We start from the raw sequence: 21,833 nt of genomic DNA, 5'->3' as shown, positions 1-21,833 counted from the left end.
TCCTGTTACTTCCTCCGACTATAAAAAAACGGCGAGGGCAGCGCTTCCTTGCCTGGATATTACGTTTGATCGTTGCCACCGTTTAGGCGCACGATCAGCCATGTTTTGGTCAAGACCCGTAAGGACCTTCGATGGACCAGCCCACCTCCCGGATTCGATCCCCTTGGCGCACCTGGCTCAACCCCGTGCAAGACAACCTGTTGCTGGGGCTGACGTTCTGGCTCGGGCTGGCGTTGGTGACTGCATTGCTGCTTTACAGCGGCTACAACGCCCTGGTCGGCGCCGACCGTCAGAACCTGGGTTACGCGGTGCTGGGCGGTACCTCGGGTTTTGCCGCTACCGCCCTGGGGGCGTTGATGGCTGTGGTGTTGCGCGATATCGCCTCGCGGACCCAGGACATCATGCTCGGTTTTGCCGCCGGCATGATGCTCGCCGCCAGTTCTTTCTCGTTGATCCTGCCAGGTATCGAGGCGGCACAAATCATCTGTGGCAACCAGTTGCTTGCCGCGTTTGTCGTCGTGGTCGGCCTGGGCTTGGGGGTCGCCCTGATGATCGGCCTGGACCGTTTCGTGCCGCACGAGCACGAACTCAGTGGCCGACGTGGGCCCCAGGCCGAGCGCATCAATCGCGTTTGGCTGTTCGTGCTTGCCATCACCTTGCACAACTTGCCGGAAGGCATGGCCATCGGCGTCAGTTTTGCCGACGGCGACTTCAAGGTCGGCTTGCCCCTGACCACCGCCATCGCCATCCAGGACATCCCCGAGGGCCTGGCCATTGCCATGGCGCTGCGCGTCACCGGTATCAGCGCCTTGCGTGCCGCGCTCATCGCGGTCGGTTCGGGGTTGATGGAGCCGCTGGGCGCGGTGATCGGCCTGGGCATGTCGTCGGGCGTCGCCGTCGCTTACCCCATCAGCCTGGGGTTGGCGGCGGGGGCGATGATCTTCGTGGTGTCCCACGAGGTGATTCCCGAAACCCACCGCAATGGCCATGAAACCCCGGCCACCCTGGGCTTGATGATGGGGTTTGCGGTGATGATGTTTCTCGACACGGCGCTGGGTTGAAGGCCCTGCCAAAGACCTGTTGGATCAGATCCTGTGGGAGCGAGCTTGCTCGCGATAGTGGTGGATCAGTTGATATCAATGCTGCTGACCCACCGCAATCGCGAGCAAGCTCGCTCCCACATTGGTTTTTGGTTTAGGCCGGGATCCCTGTTTCTCGCGACCTATACTCAACCCCGTGGATGACCTGAATCCGGGGTGGCGCGACTGTGCTGCGTTCGCTGATGTTGGCCGTTATGCTCGTTCTGGCGGGGTGCGCCACGTCACAGCGCGGCCAACCGGTCGCCACGGTAGTGATAGCCCAGGATACTTGGCGACAGGTGGACCAGCAGATCATCGCGGCGTCGAAAAGCGCTATCGAACAGGCGGCCCTCTACGCGCGCGGGTCGATGGAGCACTGGCGCGTGTTGGTCTATGAACGCACCGAGGCTGAGTTCATTCCCTGGTTCAGCAGCTATTGGACCCAGGAGTGGCTGGCGGTGAAGGTCAGTTGGTACGCCGCCAGCGCCGAGGGTGAGGCGGATTCCTCGGCCAGGCGCCTGGCGGTCTACCTGCAAGAACAATATCGTGAACAGGTGCTGGAACCGGTGGCGGTGGAAATTGATCCCGAGGCGATCAGGGCCAACGCGACGGGCTATTACCTACGTCTGCTCAATCAGCAGGTCCAGGTCATTGGCCTGCGCCATCGCATCCCGAACGAATTGATGAACCGGCGCCTGCACGGCATTCCTGCCGTCCGCCTGGGGCCGCCGCCGGCGCGTGATGCTTCGTTGTACGAGATGGTTCACACCGAGCCGCTGAACACCCTGCCGGCTTATGCGGCCCTGATCGATCACGTCAACAAGGCCGCTGACACAGGGGCTGGGCCATCGGAGGCGGTGATCGCAACGGTGGCGCAACGCACCAGCGAAAAAATCGAGGCGCAATTTGCCACGCGTGGGGCGACCGGCGCGGCGGCGGCCGTGGCCGGGAAGGCGGCCGGGGCGTTGATCTCGGTGGGCGTGGCGGGCATTCGCGCGATCATCCACGAGGGCGAGCGGCCGGAAATGGAGGCGCAGATCCGCAAAAGCCTGAGCGCTGCGTTCGATGAGGCGTGGTTCAAGTCGCTCAAGCATCCCCTCAGCGGGGTGATGGCCCCGGTGTATTACCTGGACGAGGAAATTAAAGGCGACCTGGTGGAGGCGGACCTGGCCAATCGAGCGGTGGCATTGCCGGACATCAAGCCGTGACGGGCCGACTCATTCTGACCCGAGGGTGACGCGACAACCCTTGCGATGGCGGATCTGCTCGTCCGATGGGCGTTCCTTGATGAATTCGAAGCGCGGCTCGCCTTCGCTGTAGATCACCAGCCAGCCCCATTCCAGCTCGCTTTCATCCTGTCCGGGCTTGGGCGGCGAGGCCCACCAGGGTTCTTTTTGCATGACCTGACGCATCGTCTACTCCTGCCGATTGATCCTTTGAACTATAGACCGCTCGATTCGACGACCAGCGCCCATGAAAACGCTTGCTCCCACAAAGTCTGCCCCACAGAGCCCCTTGCCACAGGTGTGTGTGCCTGAAGTTTGATAATCAGTGTGCTCTGCTCCCGCCCACCAGCGTCTAGCGTCTGTATCCCCGCACTCGAACGGGGAATGACTGGACCCCGCGCATATGCAAGCACTGTTGAACGAGATCCTCGATGCGGTTCGCCCCCTGATTGGTCAGGGCAAGGTGGCCGACTACATTCCGGCCCTGGGCACTGTGGCGCCCAACCAGTTGGGCATTGCCGTGTATGGCAACGACGGCGAGTTGTATTGCGCCGGCGACGCCGAAACAGCGTTTTCGGTGCAGAGTATTTCCAAAGTGTTCAGCCTGGTGCAGGCCATCGGGCATTCCGGCGAGGCGATCTGGGAGCGCTTGGGCCATGAGCCGTCTGGCCAACCGTTCAATTCCCTGGTGCAACTGGAATTCGAACGTGGTCGACCGCGCAACCCGTTCATCAATGCCGGCGCGTTGGTGATCTGCGATATCAATCAGTCGCGTTTCGCCGCCCCGGCGTTGTCGATGCGCGATTTCGTACGCCGTCTGTCGGGTAATCCACAGGTGATGGTGGACGGCAAGGTCGCCGAATCGGAATACCAGCACCGCGCCCGCAACGCGGCGATGGCGTACCTGATGCAATCGTTCGGCAATTTCCATAACGATGTGGAAGCGGTACTGCGCAGTTACTTCAGCCACTGCGCCCTGCGGATGAGCTGTGTCGACCTGGCGCGAGCGTTCTGCTTCCTGGCCAACGACGGGTTCTGCAAGCACAGCGGCGAACAGATACTCACCGCCCGGCAAACCCAGCAAGTCAACTCCATCATGGCCACCAGCGGCTTGTACGATGAGGCCGGCAATTTCGCTTATCGCGTCGGCCTGCCGGGCAAGAGCGGGGTCGGCGGCGGGATTGTCGCCGTGGTGCCGGGGCGGTTCACGGTGTGCGTCTGGTCGCCTGAGCTCAACGTCGCCGGCAACTCCCTGGCCGGCATGGCGGCGCTGGAGTTGATGAGCCAGCGGATCGGTTGGTCGGTGTTCTAGAGCCTGCCTCACAAAAAAAGGCCCGCTCCTGATCCAGGAGCGGGCCTTTTTGTTGAGTGGTGATCAGCAGAGGCGGTCGATGACCCGAACCTCAGAAGTGCTCTGCATCGACTGCCAGGCCTGGGTCAGCGTTTGCAACACGCGGCCGATGAAGTCTTTGTCTGCTGCAGCCTTCTTGCCAACGTAGCCCTGGCCACGGCGGTACATCTTCAGCCGGGCACCCAGCTCTTGCGTGTTCTTTTCGAACTCGTCTTCGCGGGTGTAGGGCGACAGGCAGTCCATATGCACCTGGCCAGTCTTGCTGATCCACAGGATATGGTTGTCGAGCGTGTCCTTGTGTGCTGCGAATATGCGAGCCAGTTCATCAATAGATGGTTGATTATTCAGATTCATGTGTAAGCCCCTTGACCATTTGGTTGATCTGTCTGGTGGTTCGCAAAAACTTCGCTATTCGGTAAGTACCTGCCTGCTATCGAAACCAGGCCGTCAGCATTCTTCCGTCGAACTTCGACAGGGTCGTGCATCGGTTGTGTAGTGTTATCGAAGGGCTGCTACGCAGATGCGCTACAACGAAGAGAAACAGCGAAGAATCTTCAGGCAGTGTCAACTTTCGAGGGTTGAACCACGCGCGTCATGAGGATCTTCACCGACGTTTCTCGTCCTTGTTACCGGACGGTCAGGCCAGGTCAGCACCTTCAATCTGCCTTGTGGGCAGTCCCTTATCCAAAAAACAGCTCGGCGGTCAGACGAGCTTGCTCAAACAGTTGCCTGTACTCCCGATCGGGGAGACGTCTGCATCATGCAAGGGCAAATCGGAGGCGTCAACGGTTTTGTAGTGATTATTTTTGGTCACTACATATTGTCGGACAAAATGGTTTGGGTATGAGGATTTCCAGCCGGACCCCATTCAATGTGGGAGCGAGCTTGCTCGCGATGGCGGCGTATCAGCCAACATTTTTTTAGCTGAACCACCGCCATCGCGAGCAAGCTCGCTCCCACAGGGGCTTTATGGTGGGCCTGATTTGCTCAGGTCGCCTTGGCCTTGCTCGGCTTGCTCGGCTTGCGCGGTGCGCCGCCGGTCTTGCGCTTGGTCGGCTTGCGTTTGTTTTTCCACGGCGTTGCGCCGCGCCCGGCGGGGCTGGCCGGGCCGCTGATGGTCAGGCTCATGCCCTGGCAGCGGGCGACATGCTTGCTCATCCAGGCGGCTTGCCGGGTCACGAATTCCTCCAGGCTCATTTCGCCGCTTTGCACCATGTCCAACGCTTGCTCCCAGATGGCCGTGGTGCCCGGGTCGGCGATGGCCCGGGGCACGGCGTCGATCAGGCTGAAGGCCGCCGGGGTGGCGGACAGGGCCTTGCCGTTTTTCACCAGGTAACCGCGGTCGAGCAGCCCCTGGATAATCGAGGCCCGGGTCGCTTCGGTGCCAATGCCGGTGGTGTCCTTGAGCTTTTGCTTGAGCAGCGGGTCTTCCACCAGCTTGGCGACGTTCTTCATCGCCTTGATCAGGTCGCCTTCGGTGAACGGCTTGGGCGGTTGGGTCCACAGGTCCTTGGGTTTCACCTCGTCCACGGCGCAATCGCGACCTTCGCTCAGTGCCGGCAGCGTCTGCGGTGTCGGTGCTTCACGGCCCCTGGCCGGTGCCAGCGCTTCGGGCAGGGCCCGTTTCCAGCCAGGTTCGACGATCTGCTTGCCCACGGCACGCAGCGCCTGGCCGGCACAGTCGAAGTCGGCCTGGGTCCGGTCGTATTCGTGGTTGGGCAGGAACTGCGCCAGGTAGCGCGCACGAATCAGCGTATAGACCGCGCGCTGCTTGCCAGCGAGTTTGTCGAGGTTCCTGGCGGCGGCGGTGGGAATGATGCCGTGGTGAGCGCTGACCTTGGCGTCGTTCCAGGCCCGGGACTTGCGCTGCGGTTGCAGGTACTCGCGCAGCGGTGCAAGGCTTGGGTCGGCCTGGGCGAGGGCGGCCAGGATGGCCGGTGCTTCGCTGTGCTGGCTCAAGGGCAGGAAGCCGCAATCGCTGCGAGGGTAGGTGATGAGCTTGTAGGTCTCGTAGAGCGACTGGGCAATGTCCAGGGTTTCCTGGGCGCCGAGGCCGAGTTTCTTCGAGCAGACTTCCTGCAGCGTGCCCAGGTCGAAGGGCAATGGTGCCGCTTCGCGCAGACGTTCGGTACGTACCTTCAGTGTCCGGGCGGTGGTGGCGTTGGCCATGGCTTGGGCGGCGTCCCGGGCCAGGGCCTGGTTCAGGCAGCGTTCCTGGTCGTCGCAGGCGTCCGGATCAGCGCGCCACTGGGCGGTGAACGCCGTGCCTTCGTGGCTGAGCTGCACGTCGATGGCCCAGTAGGCGACCGGCACGAAGTCGGCGATGCTGCGGTCGCGGTCCACCACCAGGCGCAGCGTCGGCGTCTGCACGCGGCCCACCGGCAACACGCCCTGGTAGCCGGACTGGCGCCCCAGCAAGGTGAACAGGCGACTCATGTTCATGCCGATCAGCCAGTCGGCCCGGGAACGGCCCAGCGCCGAGTGGTACAGGTTGAAGGTTTCGGCCCCCGGCTTGAGGGCGGCCAGGGCCTTGCGGATCGAGGCTTCGTCCAGGGCCGAGAGCCATAGCCGCCGGATCGGCCCGCGATAACGGCAATGTTCCACCAGTTCCCGGGCGATCATTTCGCCTTCGCGGTCGGCGTCGGTGGCGATCACCAATTCCTTCGCTTCCCCCAGCAGGCGCTTGACCGCCTTGTACTGGCTGGCGGTTTTCGGCTTGACGGTCATTTTCCATTGGGCCGGCACGATGGGCAGGTCGGCCAAGACCCAGCGCTTGTAGCGCGCGTCGTAGGCGTCGGGTGGGGCGGTTTCCAGCAGGTGGCCGATGCACCAGGTGACCGTGATGCCAGGGCCCAGCCAGCAACCGTCGCCACGGCGCGTGGCACCGAGCACGGCGGCGATGTCCTTGGCCTGGGACGGTTTTTCACACAGGTACAGCTGCATAGCGCCCTTTTCCTGAGCAGGTTTCATGGGGTTGTAGCATGGTCATGGATGCGCGCCAGGGCAAGTTTTATCTGTATGGATATACAGATAAAAAGCGTTGCGCTGCATTGCCAGGGCGGCTCTGGCATGACATTCGGCGGCCTGTTGGCACACAGAATGAATTTCTCGCAGGGGGATTGCTCATAACTTCAAGGCGGTTGTTGCCGCAAAGAAGGTTTTATGAGGTCAAGGAGAGTCACTTTCATGAATTCGATGCCAAATGGCAACGGCCAGGCGACTACACGTTTGATTCTCGTTGTGGAAGATGATCCGACCATCCTGGAATTCCTCTGTGAAATACTCGAGGAAGAAGGGTTCGTCGTGGAGCCTCGGGAAAGCGCCGACGCGGCGTTGACGTTCCTCGAAGAGAGCGCCCATTACGTCGACCTGTTGCTCACCGATATCACCATGCCCGGCAAGATCGATGGCGCGGACCTGGCCAATCTCACGGGAGACCGCTGGCCGCAGATACCGCTGCTGATCATGTCCGGCTTCGAGACGCCGGAAAGCGCTGGAATCAAGCACCACGCTTCGTTCATCGCCAAGCCCTGGGCACTGGGACAGATGCTGGACCTGGTGGAAAGCACGGTGAAAAGTCACTCCATGAACTGAGCCATTCCAGCGAGTGGGGGTGGCCGGACACGTTTGGGTTGCAAGCGGCGATAGGCTCCATGACAATGCGAGTCATTATCAGTCGCGAATTATTCCATTGCCATGTCCGCCAACGATCTGTCCCTACGCAGTGCTGTCGACGTTCTGTACAGTGATCATCACGGTTGGCTCCAGGGCTGGCTGCGCAAGCGTTTGGGCAACACCTTCGATGCCGCGGACCTTGCCCAGGATACGTTTGTGCGGGTCATCAAGGCGCGCACTGCGCTGGATATCCGTGAGCCACGACCGTACCTGTCGATGATCGCCAAAGGACTGTTGATCGATCTGTTTCGCCGTCGCTCGCTGGAGCAATCCTACCTCGAAGTATTGGCGGCCATGCCGCAAGAGCAGCACCCCTCGCTGGAAGAACAGGCGATCATGCTCCAGGCCCTGATGGAGATCGACCGCTTGCTCCTGGGGCTGGGACCGCGGGTCAGGCAGGCGTTCATCCTGTCGCAGTTCGATGGCCTGACGTACCCACAAATTGCCGAACGCCTGGGGGTCAGCGTACGCACGGTCAACAATCACATGGCCAAGGCCATGGAGCATTGCTGCCTGATGCAGATTCAACTGCAGCTTTCATGAACCTGCCTCCTGAAGAGTTGAACGCCATTCGCGTGGCGGCGCAGTGGTACGCCCGGCTGCATTCCGGCATCAGCACCGACGCGGACCGGGCCGACTGGCGCGCCTGGCTGGCTGCCGATCCGTTGCACAGCCAGGCCTGGCAACGCATGGCGGCAGTGGCCGAGCAGATGGCAAGCGTCCCCGGCGCCCTGGCCGCACCGACCTTGAGCGACACCCACCGTCGATCCCGCCGCCAGGTGTTGCGCAGCGCCTTGCTGCTGACGTCCGCTGGCGGCCTGGGCTGGTTGGGCTGGCGCAGCGAGGCAAGCCAGAACCTGTTTTGCGATTACCGCACCGCCGTGGGCGAGCGTCGCGAATTCCAACTGGCTGATGGCAGCACGGTCCTGCTCAACACCGATACCTCGGTGAATGTTCGTTTCGATGGACAGCAGCGGCTTCTGGAGCTGTTGCGGGGTGAGGTGCTCGTGACGACGGCGGTCGATCCCTTGCGGCGTCCGTTCAAAGTGGTGACGGGGCCGGTCGAGGTGCTTGCGCTGGGCACGCGGTTTATCGTCCGTGGTCAGGCGCGAGGCGGCGAAGTGGCGGTGCTGGAGAAAGCGGTCGAGGTGAGCCTGCTGGCGACTGGAGCAAGAATGCGGGTCGAAGCCGGCCAGCGCCTGGGTTTCAATGAGCGGTCGCTGGGCACATTACGTGGCAACGATGTGTCGGTCGGTGCCTGGCAGAAGGGAAGCATTATCGCGATTGACCGTCCCCTGGCGGCGCTGCTGGATGAACTGTCGCGCTACCGCCCCGGTGTGCTGCGTTGGGACCCGGCGATTGGCGATTTGAAGGTTTCTGGTGTGTTCCCCGTCGATAACACCGATCTCGCCCTGGCCGCGCTGGAAAGTGGCTTCTTGTTGCGAGTGACCCGCTACAGCCGATTCTGGGTCCAGGTCGCGGGTGGCGACCGGCGGTGACGCTGTGTAATAAAAAAATCCGGTCCTGCACTTTTCATCCTCATCGTTCGGCTCTTCCTCAGTGAGTTTTTATCGACCGTTTTGGGGGAGGGGAAATATGCCTTGGGTAAGCGCGCCAGGCCGTCTGGTGTTTGCAGTGAAAATTGGCTTGCTGGCGGTTACCACCGTCGGCGCCACGGCCGTGAATGCCAACCCGGTTCCAGGCGCCTCCGCGCAGCAGCGCTCGGTGCAGGCCTACGATATCGGCGCCGGCAGCCTGGTAGATGTGCTGACCCGTTTCTCCAGCGCCGCCGGTGTCGCCCTTTCGTTTGATGCCCGGCAACTTGAGGATTTGCAATCGCCCGGCCTGAGAGGTTCTTTCGGCGTGGGTGACGGCTTCGCTCGCATTCTTGGCGGGAGCGGACTGCAAGCTGAGCCCCAGGCCAACGGCACGTACGTGCTGCGCCGGCTGCCCGCCAACGGTTCGGTCATGGAGCTGGGAGCCACCAGCATCGAGGCTCAGATGCTCGGGGCGACCACCGAGAACAGTGGCTCCTACACGACGGGCGCGGTGACCATCGGCAAGGGCGAGCATTCCCTGCGCGAAACGCCGCAGTCGGTGACGGTGATCACCCGCAAGATGCTCGATGACCAGAACCTCAACACCATCGATCAAGTGATGGAGAAGACCCCCGGCATTACCGTCTACGACTCGACCATGGGCGGCAAGTATTTCTATTCCCGTGGGTTCCGGATGTCCGGTCAGTATCAATACGACGGCGTTCCACTGGACATGGGCAACAGCTATGTCCAGGCCGACAGTTTCAGCAGCGACATGGCCTATTACGACCGTGTCGAAGTCCTGCGCGGCGCCGCCGGGATGATGAAGGGCGCGGGCGGTACTTCTGGTGGCGTCAACTTTGTCCGCAAACGTGGCCAGGCCACGGCCCAGACCGAACTCAGCCTCTCGGGCGGCACCTGGGACAACTACCGTGGGCAGGTCGATACCGGTGGCCCGCTGAATGATTCCGGCACTGTGCGGGGCAGGGCGGTGATCGCCGAGCAGAGCCGGCATTTTTTCTACGACGATGCCCGGCGCAAGGACCAGATTTATTACGGTGCCCTGGATTTCGATCTGTCGCCCGACACGACGCTCGGCGTGGGCGTTGCCTATGAAGACGTCGATGCAAGCCCTTGCTGGGGCGGGCTTCCTCGCTACCGGGACGGCAGCGATCTGAAACTCAGCCGTTCCACTTGCCTGGATCCGTCGTGGAATACCTGGCGCAGCCAGCGCACCACGGTGTTCAGCGATCTCAAGCATCAGCTCAATGACGACTGGGCGGTGAAGGTCGCCGGTGTCTATACGAAAAACACCCAGGACATCAAATACGCCTTTGCATCGGGTTCGGTGACGCCTGGCACCTCGACCACCAACCTGCTGGGCAGCATGTACGACTACGACCAGGTCGATTACGGCCTCGACGCCTACCTGGACGGCAAGTTCGACGCCCTGGGGCAGCAACATGAATTGATCGTTGGTTTCAACGCCAGTCGTTCGGACAAGGACGACTTTTTCTCGGTCGCCTTCTTGCCGCAGAAGCAGAACGTATTCGATCCGGATCGACATATTCCCGAACCGGACGACAGTTACTTCATCGAAAACTCGACGCGCGGTGGCCCGGTCAAGACCGTTACCCAGCAGCAAGGCATGTATTCGACCCTGCGCCTGAAACTGGCGGATCCATTGACCTTTGTCGTCGGCAGTCGGGTGAGCTGGTACCGCTCCAAGACCGACTCGGTGTTCCTCACGGGTGGTTCGGAGCATGCCAAGAGCACGGAGACCGGCCAGGTCACGCCGTTTGCCGCCGTGCTGCTGGATCTCAATGAGCACCTGACGGCTTATGCCAGTTATTCGGATATCTTCACGCCCCAGGGCAACTATCGCTCCGAAAGCGGCTCGGCGCTCAAGCCCCTGGTGGGCGAGAGTTATGAGCTGGGGATCAAGGGGGAATGGTTCGAGGGCCGCCTGAACAGCGCCTTCAATCTGTTCCGCACGGTGCAGAAAGACCAGGCTCAGACTGACTACTTCTCCAGTTGTGCATCCTCGGACGGTTTTTGCTATGAGAACGCCGGCAAGGTTCGCGCCCAGGGCTTCGAAGCCGAGATCAGCGGTGAAGTCATCGAGCGCCTGCAACTGCTTGCCGGCTACACCTACACCCAGACCAAGACCCTCGACGACATAGACACGAGCCTCAACGGCGGTTCGTTCAACAGCTACGTGCCGCGCCATGTGCTGCGCCTGTGGGGTGATTATGCCCTCGGTGGGGCGTTGGAACGGTTCAGTGTCGGCGCCGGGGTCAATGCCCAAAGCGACAACTTCCGCGTATCGCCGGCGACGGGCGAGAAGATCACTCAGGCCGGTTATGCCGTGTGGAATGGCCGCGTCGGCTACCGCATCGATGACACCTGGTCGGTGGCCCTCAATGGCAACAACCTGTTCGACAAGCGCTACTACACCACCATCGGTACCGAGAGTTTCGGTAACTATTACGGTGAGCCGCGCAACTTCACCATGACCATGAAGGCACGCTTCTGAGCCGCTGGCGAGGGCGCCATTGCCCTCGCCACGGTTTCGTCCTCAGTTTTTATCCAGGTCCACGTTCCGGGTTTCCCGCAGGCAGATCATGCCCACCACCAGGCTCACCCCGGTGATCACCACCGGGTACCACAGCCCATAGAAAATATCCCCGGTGTAGACCACCAGGGCGAACGACACGGTGGGCAGGAAGCCGCCGAACCAACCGTTGCCGATGTGATAGGGCAGGGACATGGAGGTGTAGCGAATGCGGGTTGGGAACAGTTCGACCATCAACGCCGCCAGCGGTCCGTAGCACATCGCCGAGATGATGATCAGCGCCACGATCAAGGCCACGATCATCGGCCGGTTGATCTGCTGGGCGTCGGCCTGTTGCGGGTAGCCCGCCAGGGTCACCGCACCGCGCAGGGCCGCTTCGTCGTAACCTTCGAGTGTCACGTCACCGACGCTGACCTGTACGGAACTGCCTGCCGGGGCCGCAACGCTGCTGTAGGGCAGGCCTTGCTTGACCAGGAAGGTCTTGACCTTGTCGCAAGGGCTGTCGAAACGCGCCTTGCCCACCGGGTCGAACTGGAAGGTGCAGGTGGCCGGATCGGCGATCACGGTGATCGGTGCCTGGCGGCTCGCCTGGTCGATGGCCGGGTTGGCGTAATGGGCCAGGGTCTTGAAGATCGGGAAGTACAGCGCGGTGGCCAGCAGCAGGCCGATCATCAGCACCGGTTTGCGCCCGACCTTGTCCGACAGCCAGCCGAAAAAGATGAAGAACGGTGCGCCGATCACCACGCTGACGATCAGCAGGCTGTTGGCCAGGGCCGGGTCCATCTTCAGGAACTGGGTGAGGAAAAACAGCACGTAGAACTGCGCGGCATAGAAGGTCACCGCTTGCCCGGCGTTGATGCTGAACAGGGCGATCAGCACCACCTTGAGGTTTTCCCATTTGCCGAAGGATTCGCGGATCGGCGCCTTGCAGCACTTGCCTTCTTCTTTCATTTTCAGGAAGGCCGGCGACTCATGCAGGCTCAGGCGAATCCAGGTGGAGATGCCCAGCAGCAGGATCGACAGCAGGAACGGAATGCGCCAGCCCCAGACTTCGAACTGATCGCCGGTGAAGTAGCGACAGCCCAGCACCACCAGCAGCGAGAGCAACAGCCCGAGGGTGGCCGTGGACTGAATCCAGCTGGTATGAAAACCGCGCTTGCCCATTGGCGCATGCTCGGCAACGTACGTTGCTGCGCCACCGTACTCACCGCCCAGGGCCAGGCCCTGGAGCATGCGCAACACCACCAGGATGATCGGCGCGGCGATGCCGATGCTGGCGTAGTTGGGCAGCAGGCCGACGCAGAACGTCGCCAGGCCCATCAATACGATGGTGGCCAGGAACGTGTATTTGCGCCCGATCATATCCCCCAACCGACCGAACACCAGAGCCCCGAACGGCCGCACGATGAAACCGGCGGCGAATGCCATCAGGGCGAAAATGAACGCGGTGGTGTCGTTGACCCCGGCAAAGAACTGCTTGCTGATCACCGCCGCCAGGGCGCCATAGAGAAAAAAGTCGTACCACTCGAACACCGTCCCCAGGGACGAGGCGAAGATGACTTTCTGGGTTTCCTGGCTGGTGCCGACGCTGCGCGTGGCTTCCAGGGGCTGAACATGCTCGGACATAGCGGTATCCCTCACAGTGATTGTTTTTGTTGTTCCACTGCGACGCCGGGGTGGCGTCTCCTGACTTGACACACTTTCCTTGAATCGACTCATCCCCTTGTAGGAGCGAGCTTGCTCGCGATAGCGGCGGCACATTCAACCTATGCGTGGCAGACAGACCGCTATCGCGAGCAAGCTCGCTCCCACAGGGGGACTTTTGTTGTTTTTCAGACCGTGGCCGGCTCCTTTTGGGACGTGGTGATTCTGGTATCTGCCTCAAGCATCATCTGCGCCGCCTTCTCGGCAATCATCAGGGTCGGCGAGCAGGTGTTGCCCGAGGTGATGCGCGGCATGATCGAGGCGTCGGCGATGCGCAGGCCCTTGATGCCGTGGACACGCAGTTGCGCATCCACCACCGCGTCGCGATCCTGGCCCATGCGGCACGTGCCGACCGGGTGGAAAATCGTCGTGCCAATCCGGGCGGCGGCCTGGTGCAACTCATCTTCGGTTTGCAGGCTGGGGCCCGGCAGGTATTCCACCGGTTTGAACGCGCTCAGGGCCGGGGCCGCGACGATGCGTCGGGTCAGGCGGATGGCGTCGGCGGCGACCCGCAAGTCTTCGGGGTGGCTCAGGTAATTGGGTTGGATCAGTGGCGCTTCGTGCGGGTCGGCCGAACGAATGTCCACCCGGCCACGGCTTTGCGGGCGCAGGTCGCAGACCGATGCGGTGAACGCCGGGAAACTGTGCAGCGGTTCGCCGAAGCGTTCCAGGGACAACGGTTGTACGTGGTATTCGAGGTTGGCCGAGGCCTGCTCCGGACCCGAGCGGGCGAATGCGCCGAGTTGGCTGGGGGCCATGGACAGCGGGCCGCTGCGGTCGTACAGGTAGCGCAGGCCCATGCCCATCTTGCCCCACAGGGTGCCGGCGATCTGGTTCAGGGTGCGGGCGTTTTCCAACTGGTAGATCAGCCGCAGTTGCAGGTGGTCCTGCAAGTTGCCGCCGACACCGGGCAATTCATGGGTCACGCCGATGCCCAGGCGTTGCAGCAGGCTGCGCGGGCCGATCCCGGAGCGTTGCAGGATGCCCGGCGAGCCAACGGCTCCGGCGCACAGGACAATTTCCTTGCGGGCCTTGAAGGTCATGCCCTTGCCTTGCCAGCGCGCGCTGACGGCGTGGGCGTGGTCGTCACGCAGCAACACGCGGTCGACCTCGACGTCGGTCAATACCGTGAGGTTGGCGCGGTGGCGAATCGGCTTGAGAAACGCCTTGGCCGCATTCCAGCGTACCCCGGCTTTCTGGTTGACCTGGAAGTAGCCGCAGCCTTCGTTGTCGCCGCTGTTGAAGTCGTCGACGTTGGGGATGCCGCTTTGTTCGGCGGCGCTGCGGAAGGCATCGAGAATCGGCCATGACAGGCGCTGGCGTTCGACCCGCCATTCGCCGTCGGCGCCGTGGAATTCGGACGCGCCGGCAAAGTGGTTTTCACTCTGGCGGAACAGCGGCAGCACGTCTTCCCAGGCCCAGCCAGCATTGCCCTCGGCGGCCCAGCCGTCGTAGTCCGTCGCCTGGCCGCGCATGTAGATCATGCCGTTGATGGAGGAGCAGCCGCCCAGGACCTTGCCGCGGGGGTAGCTCAAGGCGCGACCTTGCAGGCCTGGTTGTGCTTCGGTCTTGAAGCACCAGTCGGTGCGTGGGTTGCCGATGCAGAACAGGTAGCCGACCGGGATGTGAATCCACGGATAGTTGTCGCGCCCGCCGGCTTCGAGCAGCAGCACCCGGTGTTGCGGGTTGGCCGAAAGCCGATTGGCCAGCAGGCATCCGGCAGGGCCGGCGCCCACGATCACGTAATCGAATTCATCGACGACAGGTTGCATTCGCGACCTCATTCTTGTTTTTGTAGGGTCCATCCTAGTTGTTAGTTTTCGTCAAAAGAATGTTAGTTTTTGCGCAGCCGCTGTGCGTTTATAAACAGCTCCGCCTTCAGACGCGTTCAAGGATCGCCTCATGTTCGACTGGAATGACCTGCGCTATTTCCTGGAACTGCAACGCAGCGGGCGTTTGTTGACGGCTGCACGGCGCCTGAACACCACCCACGCCACGGTGGCCCGGCACATCGAGGCCATCGAGAAAAGCCTCGGCACCGCGCTGTTTGTCCAGCATGCCCAGGGTTATGAACTGACCCCGGCCGGCGAGACGCTGCTCAAGCACGCCGAAGCCATGGAGAACGTGGCGTTGCTGGCCCAGGAGGACATCACCCAGTCCAGTGCGCCCCTGGGCAAGATCCGCCTGGGGGTGACCGAAGGGCTGGGCATCATGTTCCTCGCCAGTCGCATGGACGGGCTGTTCCAGCGCTATCCGGGGTTGGAAGTGGAACTGGTGGCGGTGCCGCGCTTTGTCAGCATCCTCAACCGTGAGGCGGAAATCAGCATCCACCTCGAGCGCCCGGCGGCCGACCTGCTGGTCACCCGCAAACTCACCGACTACAGCCTGGCGCTGTACGCCAGCCAGGCCTATCTGGACCGCTCGCCAGCATTGCGCAGCCGCGAGGACCTGGCCCGCCATGCCTGGATCGGGTATGTCGACGACCTGCTGTTCAGCCAGGAACTGATGTTCCTCAACAGCTTTTGCCGCAACCCTCGGGTGGTGTTCCACAGCACCAGCGTCATCGCCCAGCAACAGGCCGCGCGCTCGGGCCTGGGGATCGCTGTGCTGCCGTGCTACATGGCCAGCGGCGACCCGACATTGGTGCGGTTGCTGCCGGACGAAACCATCCGCCGCAGCTACTGGATCAGTACCCGCCGCGAACTGCACAAATCCGTACGCTTGCGGGTGTTGTGGGATTACGTAGTGCAGTTGTGCGAGCGCGAGCAGGGGTTATTACTCCCCTGAGCACGCGATGCCCCTGTGGCGAGCCGCTCTGTGGGGGAGATCTGTGGGAGCAAGGCTGTGTGGGCTGTGTGGGAGCAAGGCTTGCCCGCGATGAAGAACACTCGATCTATCTGAAACCGAGTCGGCTGCTTCGCGGGCAAGCCTTGCTCCCACAAATGAATCCCCTCGCCACAAAGGTCATTGATGCTCTCGCAACTGGCCGCCCAAGCCCCCTTTTATGGCCCCCAATGACCTCAAGCCGACGCAGTGGCGTGCCTTAGTGTTGACCCACAATAAAAGCGTCGCCAAGAGGGCCTCTATGCCGGCTACCACGCCTTCAACCGTGTTTCACTCAGCCTTCATCGTGCTGCTCGGCACCCTGCTCACAGGGTGCGGCGAAGAGGCCAAGCCGCCCGCGCCCACGGTGTTCGCGGCCATGCCCAGCGATGCGGCGCTGGCCCAGGTCTACGACAGCAGTTGCAAGCTCTGCCACGCCAACCCCGGTGCCGGGGCGCCGCTGACCGGTGATACGAACGCCTGGGCCCCACGGGTGGCCCAGGGCGCCGAGACCCTGCTGGACCATGCGATCAACGGCTACAACGGCATGCCGCCGATGGGCCTGTGCATGCACTGTTCCGAAGAGCAGTTCCTGGCCTTGATCGCCTTCATGTCCGGTCAACACTTCCAATAATAACTACGGGTACTACGGCATGACGATGGACTACTCACGGCGCCGGTTGTTGCAACAGGCTGGCGTGGTCGCCGCCTTTACGGCCCTGGGCAGCCAGGGCGCCCTGGCCGAGTTGATGCGCGCGCCGCGGCTCATCCCGTGGCGCAATTGGTCCGGTGCGCAGAGTTGCCTGCCGGCGGCGCGCCTGGCTCCCAAGGACCTCGATGAACTGGTGAACGTGGTGAGGCGCGCCGAAGGGCGAATTCGTCCGGTGGGTTCCGGGCATTCCTTCAGTGCCCTGGTGCCCACTGACGGCACCTTGTTGTCGCTGAGTTTTTTCAGTGGCCTGTTGGCTCATGATGCAGCCAGCCTGCAAGCCGAGTTCGGCGGCGGCACGCCCATGTCCCGCATGGGCCCGGCGCTCAAGGCCATCGGCCAGGCACTGCCGAACATGGCCGACGTGGATTACCAGACCCTGGCCGGTGCCATCGCCACCTCGACCCACGGCACTGGCAAGGCCTTCGGCTCGTACGCGTCCCAAGTGGTCGGCCTGCAACTGGTGACGGCCAGCGGTGAGGTCCTCGATTGCGATGCCCAGCGTCATTCCGAAGTGTTCCAGGCCGGCCGGGTGTCCCTTGGCGCGTTGGGGCTGGTGACCCGCGTGCGCTTGCAGAATCGCGCCGCTTATCGTTTGCGCGAACACCAGTGGGTGGCGAAAACCGAAGAGTTGCTCGAGGACGTGGAAGCCAACATCCGGGACAACCAGCACTGGGAAATGCAGGTCGTCACTCATTCCGACTATGCGTTGTCGATCGCCCTGAACGAAACCACCGATCCCGCCACGCCGCCGATCAGCCCCGAGGAGGAGGGCGGCAACGAATTCGTCTCCCTGATCGAAAACCTCGACAAGTACGGCAGCGACTTTCCAGCCACCCGGCGCGCGCTGCTCAACAGCCTGCGGCTGGTGGCCGATTTCGATGACCGGGTCGGCGATTCCCATGACATCTACGCCAACGCCCGCACCGTGCGCTTCAACGAGATGGAGTACTCGATACCGGCCGAACACGGCCCGGCATGCCTGCGGGAGATCCTGGCGCTGATCCGCGACAAGGACCTGCGCACCTGGTTTCCCATCGAATACCGCTACGTGAAGGCCGACGACATTGCCTTGAGCATGTTCGAAGGCCGGGACAGTTGCTCGATCTCCGTGCACCAGCATTACCAGATGGACCATCACAATTTCTTTACCGCCATCGAGCCGATCTTCTGGAAATACCAGGGCCGTCCGCATTGGGGGAAATTGCATTCCCTGAACGCCAAGGCGCTTCAGGCGCTGTACCCGCGCTGGACGGAATTCACCGAGGTGCGCCAGGCGCTGGACCCCGGCGGCAAGTTCCTCAATGGGCATCTTTCATCGATTCTGGGTTTGAGCTGAAGAAAGAACCTGTGGGAGCGAGCCTGCTCGCGAAGCAGGCGACTCGGTCTTATGACAAAAACAAGCGGTATGGCTGCCTCCGTTCAAAACGCAAACGGAATACTGATCTTGGCCCAGAGCATTTCGCCTTCGGTGCGGTTCTCCACGGCAAATTCCTTGGCCCAGCGGATCTCGGCGCTGGCGTACTTGAGGAAGGTCAGGTGCAGCGCCGGGCCGATGGCGAAGACCTGGCCGCGTACACCATCGTCCACGTCCTGCCCGGCGAATTGCACGGTGCGGCCGTACTGTTTGTCGTCGGTGGTCTGCTTGAGGTAGTAGCCGTTGAGCCCCAGCCTCAGGTTGTCGGTGAGGCGGTAGCTGGCGGAATAATCGAAGTGGAAAATCTGCCCCGAACGGTAGTCGGTGTCCTTGTTCTTGCGGTTGAAGCTGTAGGTGGTTTTCAACGACAGCTCGGTGTCTTCCGTGGGCAGCCAGGTGAAGGAAAACAGCGGCTTGTAGGTGTAGAAATTGTTGCTGGTGTTGGCCAGTCGATCGGTGCTGTATTCGCCGGTCGGCACGGTGATTTCCACCGCCGCGGCCAGGGTCAGGTTCTTGCCCATGTCCCAGAGCACGATGGGGGAAATCGTGGTGTCGCCCATGCCCTCGCGGGTGTCATGCAAACCGAACACCGAGACTTCCTGCTTGATCCAGGGTTGGGCGATGTAGATTCCTGCACGTCCACCGGCCACCCGCAACGGGCTCAGGTAATCGATACGCGGGACCACTGCCGTGGATTCGATTTCGACGTCCGGCAGTTCTCCGCCCAACGAACTGATATTGAATTTCCGGGCCTTGTAATGGTTGTAGTAGAGGTTGAACGCGACCATGTGGTCGGGAAGGCTGTCGACCTCCAGCGGCAACACAAAAAAGCCGTCGGTGCCGGGGCCGATATTGTCGACCCCCGATTCGGTCGCCAAGGCGGGCAGGGCATAGCTGCAGGCCAGGCCGAGGGTCAATTGCAAGGCGAGTGTCGTGCGGATCGGGTTCATGTGGGGGCTCATTATTATTGTTGGCGATGCACCGAAAGTCCGAGCCATACAAATAAGCCGTTCGCCGCCAACAGGGCAGGGTATTGGCGGCCATACAGGGGACTTGGGCGGCCAGATTTTTGTCCTCCTCGATCCGTCGGGGCATGCTAACTTTGTGAAATAACCGGTTACAAAAACGCCACCTAACGTGCTCCGGAACCCGCCCCATGCAGATGAAAGTCATCGACCCCACCTATGAATTGGCGCTGGTATCGCCATTCCTGCTGCAGACCCTGGCCGAGGTGGTGCTGGACAAAGGCTTCGATGCCGCCAGCCTGTGTCGCGGCCTAGGGTTCGGCCTCGATGATCTGCAAGATCCCGCCCAGCGCATTTCCTACCGCCAGGCCGTAGTCATGATTCAACGGGCGCTCAAGCTGTTGCCCGACCAGGGGCTGGGATTGTGGGTGGGCGACCGCAACGTGCTTGGCACCCTCGGCCTGTTGGGCCACGTCTTATCGCTGTGCGAAACCCTGCGCGATGCCTTCGCCCTGGGCGTCCGTTACCAGCACACCAGCGGCGGCATCGCCGTGGCCAGCGTCGAAGAAGCCACAGACCGAATCATGGTCGAGGCGACCTGTCGGCTGCCTTTCGCCGAGATCCAGGTGTTTGCCGTGGAAGAGTTCTTCGCCAGCCTGATGGTCTATGGCCGGGCGCTGGCGGGGCCCGACTTCAAGCCCCAGGCCGTGGAGTTCATGCACGCCGCGCCGTCCTATGCCCAGGAATATCAGCGGATTTTTGGACCGGATGTGCACTTCGGTTGCCGACACAATCGCATGCTTATCGACGTGCGCTGGCTGGATATGCGTTTGCCCAATCACCACCCGTTGGCCCTGCGCCAGGCATTGGTCTTGCTGGAGCAGGAGGCCATCGAGGTGCACCAGAAAATCGATCTGATCCAGACCGTGGAACGGGCGATTGCCCGGGACCTGACCCGTGGCAGCCACATCGAGAAAATCGCCAGCGACCTCAACATGAGCAGCCGCACCCTGCGTCGGCGCCTGACCGAACACAGCCTGACCTTCGAAGCCTTGCTCGAACAAGTACGCCGCGGCCGGACCCTGAACCTGTTGGCCAACCCCGAACTGTCCATCGAGCGCATCACCGAAGAAGTCGGCTACAGCGATGTGCGCAGTTTCCGCCGGGCGTTTCGGCGCTGGACCGGCATGAGCCCGAGTGCGTTTCGCAATGAGAGCGCCGACGCCCGGCTCTAAGGATATGTCCAAACAGTATTTCTCAAGCCGTGTGGGAAGCGACCTGACAGCCGGCCTGGTTCTGCAGACGTACCTCGATCCAACTGTGGGAGCAAAGCTTGCTCGCGATGGCGGTGGATCAGCTTGCATGGATGTCGAGTGTGCTGATGCTTTCGCGAGCAGGCTCGCTCCCACAAGGTAATGCTGTTCACTTGAGGAAAAGTGCTGATACCTGTGGCCAGAGATTGCTCCCGCTGTGAACTGACTGGCGGCGCTTGTCAGAAAAACTCCGGAAGAGTACAAATGTACTCCATGACGACTCTCACACCCCGCCGTACCGCCATCCTGACTTTCATCCGCGAACGCATCGCCGATCAGGGCCAGCCTCCCAGCCTCGCTGAAATCAGCGAGGCGTTCGGTTTTGCCTCCCGCAGTGTGGCGCGCAAGCATGTGCTGGCGCTGACCGAAGCCGGCTTTATCGAGGTCAATCCGCACCAGGCCCGGGGTATCCGCTTGCTGAACCAGCCACCACGGCCCGAGCTGCTGGACGTGCCGGTGCTGGGGCGAGTGGCTGCCGGGCGGCCGATTGGCGCCGACGCCGAGGTCCACAGCCGCCTGATGCTGGACCCGGCGATATTCTCCAAGGCGCCGGATTACCTGCTGCGAGTCCAGGGTGACTCGATGATCGAGGACGGCATTCTCGACGGTGATCTGGTGGGCGTGCAGCGCACACCCCAGGCCTCCAACGGCCAGATCGTCGTGGCGCGCCTGGACGGTGAAGTCACCATCAAGCGCTTCGAGCGCATCGGCGAGCGGGTGCGCTTGCTGCCGCGCAACCCGGCCTACCAGCCGATCATCGTCGAGGCCGACCAGGACCTGGCGATAGAAGGGGTGTTCTGTGGCTTGGTGAGGCAAGGCTGATGGGCGCTGTCGTTGCGCTGGACACGCTGTTCAACGGCGGCCAGGTCTGGAAGGGTCGGCCTGCGCCGCCGGCCGCCAGCCCGCAACCCACCGGCCATGGGGCACTGGATGCAGCGTTGCCCAGTGGAGGTTGGCCGGAAGCGGCGTTGACGGAACTGCTCATCGCCGCGCCGGGCGTGGGTGAGTTGCAACTGGTGTGGCCGACCCTGGCGCGGCTGTCGGCGGCGGGAGAGCGGATCGTGCTGGTGGCGCCGCCGTTCGTGCCCTATCCCCAGGCCTGGCAGAACGCTGGCGTCGACCTGCGCCAGTTGTCGGTGATCCGCGCCGATGAGCGCGATGCCCTGTGGGCCACCGAACAATGCCTGCGTTCGGGCAGTTGTGGTGCGGTCCTGTGCTGGCCCCGCCAGGCGGATGACCGGGCCTTGCGCCGCTTGCAAGTGGCGGCGGAAACCGGTCAGACCCTGGCGTTCGCCTGGCGCTCGATCCAGGAGGCCATCAACCCGTCGCCGGCGGCGCTGCGCATCGCCATCGATACCCGGCCTGCGCAATTGCGCGTGCTCAAGTGCCGCGGCGGGTTGGCTCGTTCGGCGCCGATTGCCTTTGCCACGCTCGCCCCACAAACCGGGCATTGAGGTT

At 62.3% G+C, this 21,833-nt stretch carries 19 protein-coding genes; 13 read left to right on the top strand and 6 right to left on the bottom strand.

Annotated elements, in window-relative coordinates; all coding sequences use genetic code 11:
• Positions 1-131: 131 nt before the first annotated feature.
• Positions 132-1,061, top strand: coding sequence for a ZIP family metal transporter (locus tag Q7F16_RS21605; protein WP_409556798.1), 930 nt, complete (start codon positions 132-134; stop codon positions 1,059-1,061).
• Between the two features lie 206 nt (positions 1,062-1,267).
• The gene (locus Q7F16_RS21600) at positions 1,268-2,287 is read left to right on the top strand and encodes a hypothetical protein (protein ID WP_052719925.1); all 1,020 of its coding nucleotides are present in this window, start codon (positions 1,268-1,270) and stop codon (positions 2,285-2,287) included.
• A 9-nt stretch (positions 2,288-2,296) separates the two neighbouring features.
• On the opposite strand, the gene Q7F16_RS21595 is transcribed toward Q7F16_RS21600, so the two are convergent.
• The gene (locus Q7F16_RS21595) at positions 2,297-2,491 is read right to left on the bottom strand and encodes a hypothetical protein (RefSeq protein ID WP_014338646.1); all 195 of its coding nucleotides are present in this window, start codon (positions 2,489-2,491) and stop codon (positions 2,297-2,299) included.
• A 217-nt stretch (positions 2,492-2,708) separates the two neighbouring features.
• Here Q7F16_RS21595 and glsB point away from each other — a divergent pair, with 217 nt between their 5' ends.
• The gene (gene glsB, locus Q7F16_RS21590) at positions 2,709-3,617 is read left to right on the top strand and encodes a glutaminase B (protein WP_253473296.1); all 909 of its coding nucleotides are present in this window, start codon (positions 2,709-2,711) and stop codon (positions 3,615-3,617) included.
• A gap of 63 nt (positions 3,618-3,680) precedes the next feature.
• Here the strand turns inward: glsB and Q7F16_RS21585 are convergent, their stop codons facing one another.
• Together Q7F16_RS21585 and Q7F16_RS21580 are read right to left on the bottom strand one after the other, a co-directional pair.
• Positions 3,681-4,010 (bottom strand): hypothetical protein, encoded by a 330-nt coding sequence (locus Q7F16_RS21585; protein WP_014338648.1) that lies wholly within the window; start codon positions 4,008-4,010, stop codon positions 3,681-3,683.
• 633 nt (positions 4,011-4,643) lie between these two features.
• On the bottom strand, positions 4,644-6,599 hold the full coding sequence (locus Q7F16_RS21580) for a DNA topoisomerase III (RefSeq protein WP_409556799.1): 1,956 nt from the start codon (positions 6,597-6,599) through the stop codon (positions 4,644-4,646).
• Between the two features lie 243 nt (positions 6,600-6,842).
• Between Q7F16_RS21580 and Q7F16_RS21575 the strand changes: the two genes are divergently transcribed.
• From Q7F16_RS21575 to Q7F16_RS21560, 4 genes are all read left to right on the top strand, one after another.
• Positions 6,843-7,250 (top strand): response regulator, encoded by a 408-nt coding sequence (locus tag Q7F16_RS21575; RefSeq protein ID WP_003200142.1) that lies wholly within the window; start codon positions 6,843-6,845, stop codon positions 7,248-7,250.
• A gap of 102 nt (positions 7,251-7,352) precedes the next feature.
• Positions 7,353-7,874 (top strand): sigma-70 family RNA polymerase sigma factor, encoded by a 522-nt coding sequence (locus Q7F16_RS21570; RefSeq protein ID WP_003200143.1) that lies wholly within the window; start codon positions 7,353-7,355, stop codon positions 7,872-7,874.
• Complete coding sequence (locus Q7F16_RS21565; protein ID WP_046062076.1) at positions 7,871-8,830, top strand: FecR domain-containing protein; 960 nt, start codon at positions 7,871-7,873, stop codon at positions 8,828-8,830. The genes Q7F16_RS21570 and Q7F16_RS21565 overlap by 4 nt, the downstream gene beginning before the upstream one ends.
• Before the next feature lie 97 nt (positions 8,831-8,927).
• A complete protein-coding gene (locus Q7F16_RS21560; RefSeq protein WP_409556800.1) occupies positions 8,928-11,405 on the top strand; it encodes a TonB-dependent siderophore receptor in 2,478 nt (825 codons plus the stop codon).
• 42 nt (positions 11,406-11,447) lie between these two features.
• On the opposite strand, the gene Q7F16_RS21555 is transcribed toward Q7F16_RS21560, so the two are convergent.
• Both Q7F16_RS21555 and Q7F16_RS21550 read right to left on the bottom strand, forming a co-directional pair.
• Positions 11,448-13,070 carry an MFS transporter gene (locus tag Q7F16_RS21555; protein WP_014338653.1) on the bottom strand — a complete coding sequence of 541 codons (1,623 nt, stop codon included), beginning with the start codon at positions 13,068-13,070 and terminating at the stop codon, positions 11,448-11,450.
• A gap of 206 nt (positions 13,071-13,276) precedes the next feature.
• Positions 13,277-14,920, bottom strand: coding sequence for a GMC family oxidoreductase (locus Q7F16_RS21550; protein ID WP_409556801.1), 1,644 nt, complete (start codon positions 14,918-14,920; stop codon positions 13,277-13,279).
• A 130-nt stretch (positions 14,921-15,050) separates the two neighbouring features.
• Here Q7F16_RS21550 and Q7F16_RS21545 point away from each other — a divergent pair, with 130 nt between their 5' ends.
• From Q7F16_RS21545 to Q7F16_RS21535, 3 genes are all read left to right on the top strand, one after another.
• The gene (locus Q7F16_RS21545) at positions 15,051-15,935 is read left to right on the top strand and encodes a LysR family transcriptional regulator (protein WP_014338655.1); all 885 of its coding nucleotides are present in this window, start codon (positions 15,051-15,053) and stop codon (positions 15,933-15,935) included.
• Between the two features lie 298 nt (positions 15,936-16,233).
• Entirely contained in the window at positions 16,234-16,605 is a 372-nt protein-coding gene (locus Q7F16_RS21540) for a c-type cytochrome (protein WP_046062073.1), read from the top strand.
• Positions 16,606-16,720: 115 nt separating this feature from the next.
• The gene (locus Q7F16_RS21535) at positions 16,721-18,019 is read left to right on the top strand and encodes a D-arabinono-1,4-lactone oxidase (RefSeq protein WP_161798343.1); all 1,299 of its coding nucleotides are present in this window, start codon (positions 16,721-16,723) and stop codon (positions 18,017-18,019) included.
• A gap of 83 nt (positions 18,020-18,102) precedes the next feature.
• Here Q7F16_RS21535 and Q7F16_RS21530 read toward each other — a convergent pair whose 3' ends face one another.
• Complete coding sequence (locus Q7F16_RS21530; protein ID WP_409556802.1) at positions 18,103-19,047, bottom strand: SphA family protein; 945 nt, start codon at positions 19,045-19,047, stop codon at positions 18,103-18,105.
• Positions 19,048-19,253: 206 nt separating this feature from the next.
• On the opposite strand from Q7F16_RS21530, the gene Q7F16_RS21525 reads away from it, so the two are divergent.
• The 3 genes from Q7F16_RS21525 to imuA all read left to right on the top strand — a co-directional run bounded on the left by Q7F16_RS21525 (position 19,254) and on the right by imuA (position 21,829).
• A complete protein-coding gene (locus Q7F16_RS21525; RefSeq protein WP_409556803.1) occupies positions 19,254-20,297 on the top strand; it encodes an AraC family transcriptional regulator in 1,044 nt (347 codons plus the stop codon).
• Positions 20,298-20,579: 282 nt separating this feature from the next.
• On the top strand, positions 20,580-21,197 hold the full coding sequence (gene lexA, locus Q7F16_RS21520) for a transcriptional repressor LexA (RefSeq protein ID WP_014338660.1): 618 nt from the start codon (positions 20,580-20,582) through the stop codon (positions 21,195-21,197).
• Positions 21,197-21,829: a translesion DNA synthesis-associated protein ImuA gene (imuA, locus tag Q7F16_RS21515; RefSeq protein ID WP_046062069.1), complete on the top strand. Its 633-nt coding sequence runs from the start codon at positions 21,197-21,199 to the stop codon at positions 21,827-21,829. The genes lexA and imuA overlap by 1 nt, the downstream gene beginning before the upstream one ends.
• The last annotated feature ends 4 nt before the right edge of the window (positions 21,830-21,833 follow it).

Source organism: Pseudomonas sp. Lb2C2, from assembly GCF_052112205.1.
Lineage (GTDB): Bacteria > Pseudomonadota > Gammaproteobacteria > Pseudomonadales > Pseudomonadaceae > Aquipseudomonas > Aquipseudomonas kilonensis.
Note: the sequence above shows the minus strand (reverse complement) of the source record. Positions and strands in the feature narration are given on the sequence as shown.

Coding starts and splice junctions, on each gene's coding strand:
- Q7F16_RS21605 (WP_409556798.1), top strand. CDS start 132: ATGGACCAGCCCACCTCCCGGATTCGATCCCCTTGGCGCACCTGGCTC.
- Q7F16_RS21595 (WP_014338646.1), bottom strand. CDS start 2,491: ATGCGTCAGGTCATGCAAAAAGAACCCTGGTGGGCCTCGCCGCCCAAG.
- glsB (WP_253473296.1), top strand. CDS start 2,709: ATGCAAGCACTGTTGAACGAGATCCTCGATGCGGTTCGCCCCCTGATT.
- Q7F16_RS21585 (WP_014338648.1), bottom strand. CDS start 4,010: ATGAATCTGAATAATCAACCATCTATTGATGAACTGGCTCGCATATTC.
- Q7F16_RS21580 (WP_409556799.1), bottom strand. CDS start 6,599: ATGCAGCTGTACCTGTGTGAAAAACCGTCCCAGGCCAAGGACATCGCC.
- Q7F16_RS21575 (WP_003200142.1), top strand. CDS start 6,843: ATGAATTCGATGCCAAATGGCAACGGCCAGGCGACTACACGTTTGATT.
- Q7F16_RS21570 (WP_003200143.1), top strand. CDS start 7,353: ATGTCCGCCAACGATCTGTCCCTACGCAGTGCTGTCGACGTTCTGTAC.
- Q7F16_RS21565 (WP_046062076.1), top strand. CDS start 7,871: ATGAACCTGCCTCCTGAAGAGTTGAACGCCATTCGCGTGGCGGCGCAG.
- Q7F16_RS21560 (WP_409556800.1), top strand. CDS start 8,928: ATGCCTTGGGTAAGCGCGCCAGGCCGTCTGGTGTTTGCAGTGAAAATT.
- Q7F16_RS21555 (WP_014338653.1), bottom strand. CDS start 13,070: ATGTCCGAGCATGTTCAGCCCCTGGAAGCCACGCGCAGCGTCGGCACC.
- Q7F16_RS21550 (WP_409556801.1), bottom strand. CDS start 14,920: ATGCAACCTGTCGTCGATGAATTCGATTACGTGATCGTGGGCGCCGGC.
- Q7F16_RS21545 (WP_014338655.1), top strand. CDS start 15,051: ATGTTCGACTGGAATGACCTGCGCTATTTCCTGGAACTGCAACGCAGC.
- Q7F16_RS21540 (WP_046062073.1), top strand. CDS start 16,234: ATGCCGGCTACCACGCCTTCAACCGTGTTTCACTCAGCCTTCATCGTG.
- Q7F16_RS21535 (WP_161798343.1), top strand. CDS start 16,721: ATGCGCGCGCCGCGGCTCATCCCGTGGCGCAATTGGTCCGGTGCGCAG.
- Q7F16_RS21530 (WP_409556802.1), bottom strand. CDS start 19,047: ATGAACCCGATCCGCACGACACTCGCCTTGCAATTGACCCTCGGCCTG.
- Q7F16_RS21525 (WP_409556803.1), top strand. CDS start 19,254: ATGCAGATGAAAGTCATCGACCCCACCTATGAATTGGCGCTGGTATCG.
- lexA (WP_014338660.1), top strand. CDS start 20,580: ATGTACTCCATGACGACTCTCACACCCCGCCGTACCGCCATCCTGACT.
- imuA (WP_046062069.1), top strand. CDS start 21,197: ATGGGCGCTGTCGTTGCGCTGGACACGCTGTTCAACGGCGGCCAGGTC.